Source organism: Dryocola mayonis (assembly GCF_051307045.1).
In the GTDB taxonomy this organism is placed as follows: Bacteria; Pseudomonadota; Gammaproteobacteria; order Enterobacterales; family Enterobacteriaceae; genus Dryocola.
On the sequence record NZ_CP150452.1, the window covers coordinates 3,449,246 to 3,462,422 of the forward strand.

General features: G+C 53.7%; 10 protein-coding genes and 3 pseudogenes. All 13 read right to left on the bottom strand.

Translation table 11 applies throughout. The features are described 5' to 3' along the window. Window positions 1-87: 87 nt before the first annotated feature. Window positions 88-594: a chemotaxis protein CheW gene (gene cheW / locus WLO32_RS16665; protein WP_435946141.1), complete on the bottom strand. Its 507-nt coding sequence runs from the start codon at window positions 592-594 to the stop codon at window positions 88-90. After that, window positions 591-2,634, bottom strand: a pseudogene (gene cheA / locus WLO32_RS16670) (chemotaxis protein CheA). The gene cheW and the pseudogene cheA overlap by 4 nt, the downstream one beginning before the upstream one ends. After that, window positions 2,621-3,598 carry a flagellar motor protein MotB gene (gene motB, locus WLO32_RS16675; RefSeq protein WP_435946142.1) on the bottom strand — a complete coding sequence of 326 codons (978 nt, stop codon included), beginning with the start codon at window positions 3,596-3,598 and terminating at the stop codon, window positions 2,621-2,623. Before motB ends, cheA begins: the two are co-directional and overlap by 14 nt. Beyond that, a pseudogene (motA, locus tag WLO32_RS16680) lies at window positions 3,595-4,489 on the bottom strand (flagellar motor stator protein MotA). The gene motB and the pseudogene motA overlap by 4 nt, the downstream one beginning before the upstream one ends. Before the next feature lie 141 nt (window positions 4,490-4,630). Beyond that, the gene (flhC, locus tag WLO32_RS16685) at window positions 4,631-5,176 is read right to left on the bottom strand and encodes a flagellar transcriptional regulator FlhC (RefSeq protein WP_435946143.1); all 546 of its coding nucleotides are present in this window, start codon (window positions 5,174-5,176) and stop codon (window positions 4,631-4,633) included. Window positions 5,177-5,187: 11 nt separating this feature from the next. Continuing rightward, on the bottom strand, window positions 5,188-5,526 hold the full coding sequence (gene flhD, locus WLO32_RS16690) for a flagellar transcriptional regulator FlhD (protein ID WP_435946144.1): 339 nt from the start codon (window positions 5,524-5,526) through the stop codon (window positions 5,188-5,190). A gap of 142 nt (window positions 5,527-5,668) precedes the next feature. Beyond that, window positions 5,669-6,391, bottom strand: coding sequence for an RNA polymerase sigma factor FliA (locus WLO32_RS16695; RefSeq protein ID WP_435946145.1), 723 nt, complete (start codon window positions 6,389-6,391; stop codon window positions 5,669-5,671). Between the two features lie 363 nt (window positions 6,392-6,754). Then, window positions 6,755-7,678, bottom strand: coding sequence for a flagellar hook-associated protein FlgL (gene flgL, locus WLO32_RS16700; RefSeq protein WP_435946146.1), 924 nt, complete (start codon window positions 7,676-7,678; stop codon window positions 6,755-6,757). 49 nt (window positions 7,679-7,727) lie between these two features. After that, window positions 7,728-9,372: pseudogene (gene flgK / locus WLO32_RS16705) on the bottom strand (flagellar hook-associated protein FlgK). A gap of 108 nt (window positions 9,373-9,480) precedes the next feature. Beyond that, window positions 9,481-10,431 (bottom strand): flagellar assembly peptidoglycan hydrolase FlgJ, encoded by a 951-nt coding sequence (gene flgJ / locus WLO32_RS16710; protein WP_435946147.1) that lies wholly within the window; start codon window positions 10,429-10,431, stop codon window positions 9,481-9,483. After that, the gene (locus WLO32_RS16715) at window positions 10,431-11,552 is read right to left on the bottom strand and encodes a flagellar basal body P-ring protein FlgI (protein ID WP_435946148.1); all 1,122 of its coding nucleotides are present in this window, start codon (window positions 11,550-11,552) and stop codon (window positions 10,431-10,433) included. The genes flgJ and WLO32_RS16715 overlap by 1 nt, the downstream gene beginning before the upstream one ends. Before the next feature lie 9 nt (window positions 11,553-11,561). Continuing rightward, window positions 11,562-12,248 (bottom strand): flagellar basal body L-ring protein FlgH, encoded by a 687-nt coding sequence (locus WLO32_RS16720; RefSeq protein WP_435948325.1) that lies wholly within the window; start codon window positions 12,246-12,248, stop codon window positions 11,562-11,564. A gap of 128 nt (window positions 12,249-12,376) precedes the next feature. Further along, window positions 12,377-13,159, bottom strand: a complete 783-nt coding sequence (flgG, locus tag WLO32_RS16725) for a flagellar basal-body rod protein FlgG (protein ID WP_435946149.1) — start codon at window positions 13,157-13,159, stop codon at window positions 12,377-12,379. Window positions 13,160-13,177: the final 18 nt, after the last annotated feature.

Here is a 13,177-nt window from a genome sequence, read left to right on the forward strand (position 1 = left end):
TACCGCGAGGCTTGCTGATTAACCATAGAAATAAAAAAAGCCTGTCGTTAATCATCCACGACAGGCTCTGGATACGGCTGCTGATTTTTAGTCGTGCACGCCTTCTACTATTTTCTCAACCAGCTCCATCTCTTCGCTGTTTAACAGCTTTTCGATATCCACTAAGATCAACATACGCTCATCGATGGTGCCCAGCCCCAGCAGATATTCGGTTGAAAGCGTGACCGAGAAATCCGGTGCCGGCCTGATCTGCGCGCTATTTAGTGAAATAACGTCGGAGACGCCGTCAACGATAACCCCCACCACGCGGTCGGCGAAGCTCAGGATAATAATGACGGTGTTGGCGTTAAATTCGGTGACCTGCAAATCAAACTTCACGCGTAAATCGACAATCGGCACGATAACGCCGCGTAAATTTGTTACCCCAAGAATAAAGTCCGGCGTATTAGCGATGCGCGTTACGCGATCGTAGCCGCGGATTTCCTGAACCTTGAGGATTTCAATACCGTATTCTTCTTCGCCGAGGGTAAAGACGAGGTATTCCTGTCCGATATTCTTTTCGTCAAACTGTTTTTCTGATGCTGAGATATTCATTCGATCACCTTCAACTGACTCAACACTACGTTGTCGTTATTAATCAATCGCTTGTTTTTGCACAGCGAGACCAGTGCCGCAACATCCAGAATCAGCGCTACGCTGCCGTCGCCAAGGATAGTTGCCGCTGAGATACCCGGAACTTTGCGGTAGTTCAGTTCGAGGTTTTTAACCACCACCTGATGCTGGCCAATCAGCTGATCGACCAGCAGCGCATAGCGGTTGCCCGCACTTTGCAGGATGACTGCGACTCCTTCGCTGGCCTCAAGGGCATCGCTATTGATGTCGAAAATTTGATACAGCTCGATAAGCGGCATGTATTCGCCGCGCACCTGCAGCATCAGCTCGTTGCCGGCCCATGCGGTAAAGCTCGTTTTTAGAAGGCTTCAGCGACTCCATCACGGTGCTAAGCGGCAGCACATAAATTTCGTCGCCCACCTTCACCGACATGCCGTCAAGAATGGCGAGGGTCAAAGGCAGGATAATACGGATGGTGGAGCCCTTATCCTGTTCGGATTTAATCTCCACGTGGCCGCCCATTTCCTGGATATTTCTTCGTACCACGTCCATGCCGACGCCGCGTCCGGAAACGTCGGTGACCTTCTCGGCCGTCGAGAAGCCGGCGGCAAAGATCAGCATCCAGACTTCTTCGTCGCTCATGTTATCGCTCAGCGCCATGCCCTGTGATTTGGCGCGCGCGAGAATTCGCTCACGGTTAAGCCCTGCGCCATCGTCAATCACTTCAATGACGATGTTGCCGCCGTGATGCTCCGCGGAAAGAATCAGATTGCCTTTTTCAGGCTTGCCCTTCGCCCGGCGAATGTCCGCCGGCTCAATGCCGTGGTCGAGGCTGTTGCGCACCAGGTGCGTGAGCGGATCGATAATCCTTTCGATAAGGCTCTTATCCAGCTCCGCCGAGCCGCCTTTTAAGGTCAGCTCCACTTCTTTATTAAGCTTACCGGCAAGGTCATGCACCAGGCGCGGGAAGCGGCTAAAGACGTATTCCATCGGCATCATACGAATCGACATGACCGATTCCTGCAGGTCGCGCGCGTTGCGGCTCATCTGGCCGATGGTGCTGATTAGGGTGTCGTGAACGGCCGGGTCGAGGGTGCCTGAAAGCTGCGACAGCATCGCCTGGGTGATGATCAGCTCGCCGACCTGGTTGATTATCTGATCGACCTTCTCCACCGCCACGCGAATACTGCTGCTGGCCTCCGTGCTCGGCGTTCTGGCCGCGGGCTTGGGTCTGGACACCGCGGTTTTCGTCGGCTGGACGCTGACTTCGGTCGCCTTTTCCATCACGGTCGGTAAAGCTGTTTCACCGCTTTCGACAACGGCCGGGGCGGCCGGGGCGACGGCTTCCGCGATCTCAATTTGCTCAGGCTCCAGCACAAAACACAGAACGGCGAAAATATCGTCCCGGGAAGTCGTGGTGCGTAACTGCGCTACCACTTTATCCCCGCTAAGCTCATGGCCTTCCAGCTCGCCGAGGTTTTCCAGCTCTTCGAGCAAAACCTTGCCTTCCGACTCTTTAAGACCGCTAAGCGTAATTTTCAGTAGCGGCTGCGCTTTTTCTGCGTCCGCGGCCGGCTCAGCCTGGGCCGGCACGGCCGCGGCCGGAGCCAGCGCCGTTCCGCCCTCCTTGTGGGCTTTGGCCTCAAGCGCTATCTGGCGCAGAGCATCACAGATGTAGCGAAAGCTTTCCTGGTCGGGTTCCTGAGATGATTTATACGCATCCAGCTGCTCTTGCATAATGTCCTTACTCTCCAGAAACAGGTTGATGATATCGCTGTTTAAAGGAAGCTCCCCACAACGGGCATCATCCAGTAAATTCTCCATTAAGTGTGTGGTTTCCTGTAACACGCTAAAACCGAACGTTCCGGCCCCGCCTTTTATGGAATGCGCCGCACGAAAAATCGCATTCATCATTTCCTTGTCGGGGCAGGTACAGTCCAGCTCTAGAAGATGCCGCTCCATATCAGCCAGTAATTCATCTGCTTCGGCAAAGAAAGTTTGATAAAAATCACTTACGTCCATCTTGCTCAACCTTCTCCTGGTTTAGTGTTGCGGGTTCCGTTTGCACAATTTTTCCCCCCGCCGGGGAGGCCATCGCCTTAAGCTGTGCTTCTATCTGCTCTTTATGCTGCGCAGGCGAAGTCGTACCCCGCGAGAGGTATTCATGCCTGATGCTTTTCTCTTTTTCCTGGCTTAGTACCAGAATGCTGATGCGTCGATTAGACGGATCCGTGGGCCGGGTGTTTTCCAGCACCATAATGTCCGCCGTTCCCGTCACGCGCATGAACTTGTCTGACGCAAGCCCTGCGGCGACCAGCGTGCGGCGGGAGGCGTTAGCGCGGTCCGCGGAAAGCTCCCAGTTGCTGTACCCCACGCCGCCGCCGGGATACGGCAGGGAATCGGTGTGCCCGGTAAGGCTAAGGTGATTGGGCAAATCGTTGAGCACCGGCGCCAGACTCTCGAGGATGCCGCGCATGTAGGGTTCCAGCTGCACGCCGCCGACCCGGAACATGGGCCTGTCCTGGCTGTCGAGAATTTGAATCAAAAGCCCATCCTCGGTGAGCGACAGCCGCAGGTTGGAGGCGAAATTGCTCAGCCGCGGATCGTTTTTGATCAGGCTTTCCAGCTTATCCAGCGCGCGCTTCAGGTTCTGCGTACTCTTTTCGCGGTCGAGCTTTTCCAGGGTGCGCTTAAAGACTTCGCCGTCCTGCTTGATGACGTCGTCGCCTCCGCCGGGGATAACGCTGTCGCTCAGGCTCTCTTTATTGCCCTGGCTTAGCGCGACCTTCAGCGGCATATTGAAATATTCCGCAATCTGATGGCGCTGCTGCGGCGTGGAAGAGGCCAGCAGCCACATCACCAGAAAGAAAGCCATCATCGCCGTCATGAAATCCGCATAGGCGATTTTCCACGAGCCGCCGTGATGGCCGTGCTTATGGCCTTTACGTTTGCGGACGACAATCAACGACTTATCATTTTTACTCATGAGGAACTTTCCGCAGATCCGCTAGCCGATGAAGAGGATTTCACCTGGCGCACATGCTCTTCCAGTTCAATAAAGGTAGGGCGCTCGCTGGTGAATAAAATTTTGCGGCCGAACTCAACGGCGATTTGCGGCGCGTAGCCGTTGAGGCTGGAAAGAAGCGTCATCTTGATGCACTGCAGCATCTTAATCTGCTCGCTGCTTTTCTGACGCAGGAGGGTGGGCCAGCGGCAGGACGAATCCATAGGCCAACAGTATCCCCAGGAAGGTGCCCACCATCGCATGGGCAATCAGCTCACCCAGCTCCGAAGCGGGCCTGTCCGCTGAGGCCAGCGCGTTGACCACGCCCATCACCGCAGCAACGATACCGAAAGCCGGCAGGGCGTCGCCTACGTTATTAAGGCTGCTGGCCGGGACTTCATGCTCGTGCTCGCAGGTTTCGATTTCCTCATCCATCAGCGCTTCCATCTCGAAAGCGTTCATGTTGCCGCTGACCATCAGGCGCAGATAATCAAGCACAAAGTTCATCAGCACCGAGTCTGCCAGCAGCCGGGGATAGGCGGAAAAAATAGGGCTGTTCTGCGGGTCCTCGATGTCATTTTCCAGCGCTATCATGCCGTTCTGGCGGCTTTTGTTCAGCACCAGATACAAAGCGCCGATAAGATCCATATACAGGGCTTTGGTGTAAGACGATCCTTTCATCAGGTGCGGCAGCGACTTCATCGTGGCCTTAATGGACTTGCCATTATTGCCGACGATAAAGGCGCCGATCCCCGCCCCGCCAATAATCAGCACTTCGAGCGGTTGATATAGCGCGCCGAAATGCCCGCCGGATAAACCATATCCACCAAAGACGGTAAGGATGATTACCACATAACCAACAATGACTAACACATGAACTCCTACTGAAAAAAAATCTCGATCGTACCCTTATGCAGCGGTTACCAGCCTTTTTCCGTACGGTAACCTTCTCATCGTTGATGACGACGTCAGGGTAGTAATATCCTTATGAGCGACCTACGGTTATCAGACGCTTTATGCGTTTTGCACGGCTAAGTCATACACCTTACTTTTCTTCATGGCGCGCGATGGCGGGCTGCACAGGCTGCAGGTAAAGGGGTTCTTCGCATGTTCCCGGGAGGCCACAAACCAGCCGTGGCAGACGCAACACTCGGTGTGTTCGATCATTCCGCAATCAACAAAGCGCAGCAGGGTCCAGGCCCTGGTAAGGCCGAGCACCGGCTTCTCATCCGCGGTCGTCGGACACTGTTCCAGATAGAGACGGTAGGCTTTCACCATGGCTTCGATAGGACGGCACTCTTCCGTTTTTTGCAGATACAGGAAGATGTTATAGAACATCGAGGAGTGAATATTCTGCTCCCATGACATAAACCAGTCTTCGGAAAAAGGCAGCATTCCCTTCGGCGGCGGGCAGCCTCTGAGTTCTTTATAAAGCCTTAGCAATCTTCTACGGCTTAAGCTTGTTTCGCTTTCCAGCACCTGCATACGCGCGCCAAAGGAAATTAAAGCCATCGCGATATGGATTTCTTTAATTTCATCTAAAATGCTTTTTTCGGACATGATCCAGACTCCTAGGCAGCAGGAACGCTTTCTTCCACAAGTGAATTCAGCAGATTGGTTGATAAGATGATGCCGGTATGCATTTGCTGTAAGGCTTCAATGCGCGAGTCTTTCGTTAAGTGATCGATTACGATTTCATTATCAACACGCAGGCGGCAAATTAACTGATTCGTCGACGCCAGTTTAATCAGCTGAGGCAGAGATAATTCCTTTAAGGTATCAATCGTCGCTTCGGTCAGACCGAGACGAAAACCCGCGGCGAATTTATCCTCTCTAATTAACTGTTGTGCCAGCAGCAGATAGGACAGGTTGATATCATGAATACTTTGCAGTTGTTCATCGAGATGCATTGTTTATGTTACCTATGTTATATCCACCGATACGTAAACACGGCGCATATTGAAACAACCATTACATCGAATAATGTAATAGAATAATGATCAAAGATTTCCCTGATGTTAATAAAGTGATCGTAATAAGTAACTTAAAATATTACCTAATTGAATCTAATCGCGCCCGTAATCTTTTTATCGCCTGGCTATGCAACTGGCTAACGCGGGTCTCCGTAATGCCCAACAACACCCCTACCTCTTTCATGTTGAGATCTTGCTGGTAATAGAGATTTAACAATAGCTGCTCGCGTTCTGGTAGTGCGCTTATTTCATTTGATATCTGGCTAATAAGCTTTTTAATCATCAAGCTATTTAAAGGATTTAAATTTTCATGCTGTGATTCAGGCTGCTCAAAGCCATCCGCAGACTCCTCCTGTAGCTCCTCCAGCGAATAAAGCTGACTGCTGTTTGTATCGGCCAGCATCTGCTGGTATTCGCGTATGGTGACGCCCATTTCCTTAGCCACCTCGGCTTCAGAGGCCGTCATACCGGTCCTTTGCTCGATTCTTTGAATAACGGCGGCAATCTCCCGGGCGTTATGGCGTACCCGCCTTGGCACCCAGTCTCTTTCACGAAGCTCATCGAGTAATGCCCAGCGTACGCGTTGGGTAATATAATTTCCCAGCGTCACGCCCTTACTGGGGTCGAAATCATCAATTGCCACCAGTAACCCAATAGAGCCCGCCTGAATAAGATCGTCAAGGTCGACGCTTGCCGGCAAACGAACCTGAAGACGAAGCGCTTCATGACGTACTAATGAACCATACTTTACCCACAGTTCATTTTTATCTACTACGCCATTCGGGTTATAGATACCATTCATATTTCCATTATCCCACCAACTAATAACCAGGCACGCTCGTCAAACGCCCTTAAAAAGCTGACAAGCTGAACGTTCACTATAATATGCGTTAATTATAGGATTTTTCTTTTCGGTAGGTAAAGAACAGTCAACGACCAATAATCAGTAAAAATAAGCCAGGCGCACTTAAACAGGAAAAAAGTATAACAACATCATTCACATAAAATGTGCAATTTTTATTTTAATTAGATGACCATATAATTTCCCCATGCGGAAGTTATACTTCCGCCGGGAAGTTATGAGTCAATTATCCTATTTCAGATAATCAAACCGGCCATTAATAAATAACAATATGGCGCAGTATTTTTTACATAAAATATAATATTAACGTAACATATTAAATATCGACATTTGCTGCATGGACTGGAAAACCATCATTGACGAGTTGAGCGCGAATTCGGTCATCTTTGATTGTGAAACGAGGCTAATCATTGAGTCCGGATCGGAACCGACCGTTTGCTGCAGGCGCGACTGCAAAGTTATCTTTTGCGTCTCCGAGCTAAAACCAAGGGACTCAATCTGCTGCAGGTTAGTACCGACCTCCGCCTGGATTTTGCCGAGGTTATCAATGCCGCGGCTAATAGAGACGTTGACGCTATCAAGGGTGCTTTGCAGCGCCTCGCGATCGGCATCATCCACCACCGGCTGCTTGAGGGCCGCAATCGCTTTGTCCAGCGCGGCGAAAACGTCGTCCGGCGTGCCGCTCATAAAAACATCTTTGCCCGTATGCCCGACCGAGATTTCAGTGCTGTCCGCTACCTTTTGCGTCATCGCCACGTCGCCGCCGACATAGGTGCCGTCAGCCTGGAACGGGGCTTCGCCCGTCTTGTAGCCGGAGAATATATAGCGTCCGTTCTGGTTTTTGCTGTTCGCCAGATCCAGCATATTATCGCGGATACCCTGCAGCTCCGTTGCCAGAGCCTGACGGTCGGCGTCCGAATAGGCGCCGTTACCGCCGGCCACAATCTTCTCCGACAGGTTTTTCGTCATCAGATTAGCAATAGAATTAAGCGTCGTGTCTTCCTGACCGAGAGCATCGCGGGCATATAAGCGTGCGGTATCAAACTGGGTAATGTTCGCCAGCGCATTCTGGTAAATCACCGCCTGGGACGCCCCGGCCGGATCGTCGGAAGGCTTCAGTAAAATCTGCCCTGACGACAGACGCATATACACGTCGTTACCGCTGTTCATCGCCTTAGATAAGCTATCGATGTTGCTTTGATACATATACTGAGTGCTTAGACGCATCGTTTTTCCCTTCTTCCTTTCTCACATTCCCCCTTGGGGTGAACGGCGCTTAGCGGATGCTTAAAATGGTGTCGAACAGGGTTGTCGCGGTTTGTAAAACCTGCGCGTTCGCCTGATAGTACTGGGAATACATGGTTAAATTTATGTACTCCTCGTTGAGATCCACCCCGGAAACCGCCTGCTGCTGATAGAGCAGCGCGTCAACGGTTTTAGCGCCGGTGGCCGCATTGGCTTTCAGCGACGTCATAGACGACCCCACGCTGCTGACGAGGTTTGCATACGCCTCGGTGAGGGTGGATTTGCCGATGAGCGCTTCATCTTTAATGGCGATCAGGTTTTTGATGTTTTCGTTGTTGCTCTCGTCGCTGCTGTCCGGCGAGCTTGAAGCGGCGATTTTATTGCCGTCTTCAATGGCAACGCTCAGATTGTCCGCCACGCCGGTTACCGAGTTAAGCACGAAGCTGTCGTTGGCCTGCGGGTTGCCCTGCGGCGTGATGGAAAGGCCGTCAAACTCAATTTCGCCGTTCGGCCCCACCGTCGTATTGACGACGTTGCCGCTGCCGGTGGTGACTTCCCAGTCGTTGGCGCCGGGTCCTTTAAAGGTGATGGTGTAATCCTGCGGCTTAACGTCGGTGATGCTGCTGTAGGACACGCCCAGCGAGGCGCTGCCGTTGTTATTGCGATTAGCCAGCGCTACCGGGTCGGCGATATTAAAGATGGCCGTCCCCTCTTCGCCGTTCAGGTCGTAGCCTTGCTGGTTCACTTCGTTAAAGCGGTTTGCCATCTGTAAGGCAAGCTGGTTGAGCTGGTTGCGCGCGTCCGTGAGATCTTCGTTACGGAACTTGAACAGGCCGGCAAGCTTGCCGGTGGTGATTTTTGATTCGTCCAGCGGCAGAGAGTTGCCCGAAGCATCAACGTACGCAACCACGGTTTTTGACGGGTTTGCCGGTGAAGCCGCCGCTTCCAGGGTATAAGCACGCTCACCGTTAACCAGCGGCAGCCCGTTTGCCATCGTCACGTCCACCCGGGCCGGTGGTCGGGTTTTCCGTAACGCGAATGCCAATCTGATCGTTAAGCTTGCTTAGCAGAGAATCACGCTGATCGAGCAGGTCGGGGGGCAGGGTTCCCGTCTGACCCTGAATCTTTTCGATTTCCCGGTTCAGCCTGGCAAGCTGTTCAGTACTGGCGTTGATGTCATTAACGGTCTGCGAAATCTGGGTGTTGGTGGATTTCTCCAGGCCATTAAGGGTCTTGCTGTTGTTCTGGAACTGATAGGAAAGCGCTTTGAACTGCGAGAGGGTTTCCTGACGGGCGGCCAGGCTTACCGGATCGCTGCTCATCTTCTCCATCGCGCCGAAGGCGTTGCCCAGGGTAACAGAGACGTTGGAGGTATCATCGCCCAGCATGTTGTCGATCTGGCTGAGCTGCTGATACCGGCTGGCCATCGCCTGATACTCCGTGGCGGCGCCGCGCACCTGATTATTGATGAAGCTGTCGTAGGCTCGCTGGACGCCGTTAACCTGCACGCCGTAGCCGAAGAAGCCGTTGCCGGCGGTTCTGCCGCCCGCCTCACCTAAAATAATGCTCTGGCGGCTGTAGCCGCTGGTCATGGCGTTGCTGAGGTTATTACCCACAACGTTTAATGCCGACTGGGCGGAACTCAGACCTGTTTGAGCAAGGTTTAAAAGATTCATAAATATCCACCGTTAAATTCCTGCGCAGAATATCCTTAAGCGCACTTAAGAAAATTCCTACTGATAATTTATATATCGGTCAGATCAAAATAAACTAAAACGATAATTCTAAAATAGTGAAGAAAGATCATTTTTATAGGCATTTAACGCCTTATTAACATTACCCTTCACCTGTTGGATAATTGAGATTAATTTTTTGGCATATTGTGGATCTGTCGCATAGCCGCCGCTCTGCAGGGCCCTTGCCGCATGTTCAGGGGATGGCGCGCGCGTAACATTTTGATAACGTGGATTATTCGCCAGCAGCGCCGCATAGTCCGATAACGCTTCAGAATACGAACCATAGACGCGAAATGCTTCCTTCACCTTTTGCGGCACGCCGTTTATATATTCGGTGGTGGTTATTTCCGTCGTATCGCCTTTCCACCCGCCGGTCGCCTTAATACCAAATAAGTTGTAGCTGGTCTTACCCTCTTTGGTAAGAATTTCCTGATTACCCCACCCGGATTCCAAAGCCGCCTGGGCAATAATAAGCTGGTGGGGAATACCGCTTTTCTTTGAGGCATCCATCGCCGGCGCCAGCAGGCGAGCGATAAAATCGCCGCTTTTACCGCTGATGCCCGCTTCGCCCGCCGTTCTGGCTTTTTCCTGCCTGACGATATCTTCGGGGCTTAGCCGCTGCGGAATACGTTTAAACGAAGCGCTATCGAGCGAAAGCGGCTTAAACGCGGTGGGCGTCACGCGCTTATCAGGGTCCGCCTCGCCGCCCATCTGTTTAACCAGCACGTCAGCAAGCCCCAGGCTGCCGCGTTCGGCAATGCTCTGGGAGATCTGCTGGTCGTACATAGAGGTAAACATCTCCGACTGCTGGGTATTAAAAAGCCCGCCTTTCAAAGAAGCATCCCGCATGCTTTTAAGCATCATCTGTACGAACAGCCCTTCCATCTGCTTAGCTGCGGCCTTCAGGCCCTGCTGCGGGTCTTCTTTCGCGGTGCGTTTTAAAGCGTCGAGGTTGCGAATATCAAAGGCCGCGCCCTGAATCAGAGCTGAACTGTTCATCAGTTGGTCTCCAGTTTCGCGCGCAGGCAGCCGGCGCTTTTCATCGATTGCAAAATGGACATCAGGTCGTTTGGCGTTGCGCCAAGGCTGTTAAGCGCACGCACCACGCGGTTCAAATCGGCGCTGGTATTCACGCGCTGCAGGGCGCCGTTTTGCTCGCGCAGCGAAATTTGCGTGTCGTTTGTCGCAACGGTTTGCCCGCCCGCCAGAGGCGTATCCGGCTGGCTGACCTGGGTGTTCCGCGCAACCTCAACGGTTAAATCGCCCTGCGCGACGGCACAGGCGTCCAGGGTTACGTGGCGGTTCATCACCACCGAGCCCGTGCGGGAGTTGACGATAACGCGGGCCTCCATTGGGCCTGGACGAATCGACAGATTCTGTACATCGGCCAGGAAACGCACTTTCGCCGCGCTGCTCGCCGGGGCAAAAAGTTTGATCACTCGTGAATCTTCAGCAACCGCCGTACCGGCGCCGATGCGGCGGTTTATCTCGTCGCTTATCTGCTGGGCAAGGCCGAAATCGCCGTCGTTAAGCTGCAGGTAGAGCGTGTTCTGCCCGGCAAAGCTCATCGGCACCTCGCGTTCAACGGTGGCGCCGCCGCTGATGCGCGCGCCGTTTAGCTGGTTAACCTGCACGCTGGAGCCGCCGCCCTGCGCGCCGGCGCCCGACACCAGCAGGTTGCCCTGCGCCAGGGCGTAAATCTGGTTATCCACGCCTTTTAACGGCGTCATCAGCAGCGTTCCGCCGCGCAGGCTTTTCGCGTTGCCCATTGAGGAGACAACGACGTCAATTTTCTCGCCGGCGCGGACAAAGGGAGGCAGCTCCGCCGTGACCATCACGGCCGCCACGTTTTTAAGCTGCATATTGGTGCCCGAGGGCACCGTGATGCCCAACTGCGAGAGCATGTTGTTCAGACTCTGGGTGGTAAACGGGGTCTGCATGGTCTGATCCCCCGTACCGTCCAGCCCCACCACCAGGCCGTAGCCCATCAGCGAGTTGCTGCGCACGCCGAGAACAGAGGTCAGGTCCCGGACGCGTTCGGCATACGCCGATGATGAGGGCAGAATAAACAGGCCGGCGCAGAGCAGGCCAAGGCAAAAAGTGAGCAGGAAAGTTTTCATATCGGCTAACTAAAAAGGTGAAAGATTGAGGAACAGACGCTGTAACCAGCCCATCTGCTGCGCTTCGTTGATGTAGCCATTGCCGACATATTCAATGCGCGCATCGGCTACCTGAGTAGATATCACCGTGTTGTTGCCGCTGATGGTGCGCGGGTTAACTATCCCGGAGAAGCGGATAAATTCGGTTCCCTGGTTAATGGCGATTTGTTTTTCGCCCACCACGCTCAGGTTGCCGTTTTGCAGCACCTCCCTCACCGTGACGGTTATCGTGCCGTTAAAGGTATTTTTCGCCGCCGCGCCGCCTTTGCCGGTGAAATCATTGTTGCCGCTAATCGCGGTGTTAGCCCTGTCGCCGCCGAACAAACCGGTGAGGGCCCTTGGCATGGCGTCAAACATCAGCCCTGTCGATCCGTCGCGGGAGGCATTGGCCGACGAGCTTTTGCTGGCGCTAACGTTTTCCTGCAGCACTATAGTCAGCGTATCGCCGATGTTTCTTGGCCGCCGGTCTTCAAACATCGGCTGGTAGCCGTAATTCATCGCCTGCCCGCTTTGAAACACCGAGCCATTAATCACCGCCGGCGCCACCGGAGCCGGGTTGGCCGTGGTCTGCCCTTCCACCAAAGGCTTATGCGGAATATACGCGCAGCCGGCCAGCGGCAGAGCGAGCATCAGCGGGACCAGGGTACGTTTGAACATGCCGCGCGTGGGGCTTGCCTGCGCTCGGGCGGGATGGGAAAAGGGATGATTTTTCATTTCATTCACTGCGGTCAGGACGCGCAGGCTACGACCCGTGGGTAAAGGACGGGCGGCGGCCTGCGGTGCCATTAAAGTTGCATCAGGCGTTGCAACATCTGATCGGATGTCGAAACAGCTTTACTGTTGATTTCATAAGCCCGCTGGGTCTGGATCATATTGACCAGCTCTTCAGCGACGTTGACGTTGGAGGTTTCAACGTAGCCCTGCGTTAAGGAACCGGCTCCGTTGAGCCCCGGCGTGGATTCGTTTGGCGCGCCGGACGACTGGGTTTCGCGGTAAAGGTTTTCGCCAATGCTCTCCAGCCCGGAGTCGTTGATAAAGGTGGCGAGGGTAAGCTGGCCAATCTGCTGCGGCGCGGTCTGGCCGACGATGGTCACGCTGACGGTCCCATCCTTGCCGACCGTCAGGGTATTGGCATCCTGCGGCACGGTAATCGCCGGCTGGATGGGATAGCCGCTTGCCGTCACCAGCTGGCCGTTCTGGTCAAACTGGAACGAGCCGTCGCGCGTATAGGCCATGGAGCCGTCGGGCATCTGCACCTGGAAAAAACCGCCGCCGTTAATAGCCACATCTTTGCTGTTATTGGTCTGCGTCAGGCTGCCCTGGCTGTGAATACGCTCGGTGGCTACCGGACGCACGCCCGTACCCAGCTGCAGGCCGGAGGGGATGGTGGTCTGCTCGGAGGACTGGGCGCCCGGCTGGCGCAGCGTCTGGTAGAGCAGATCTTCAAACACCGCACGCTGGCGTTTAAAGCCGTTGGTGCTGACGTTTGCCAGGTTGTTTGAAATCACATCCATATTGGTTTGCTGTGCTTCAAGACCTGTTTTGGCAATCCATAACGAACGGATCATAAAGAATGTCTCCTTGCC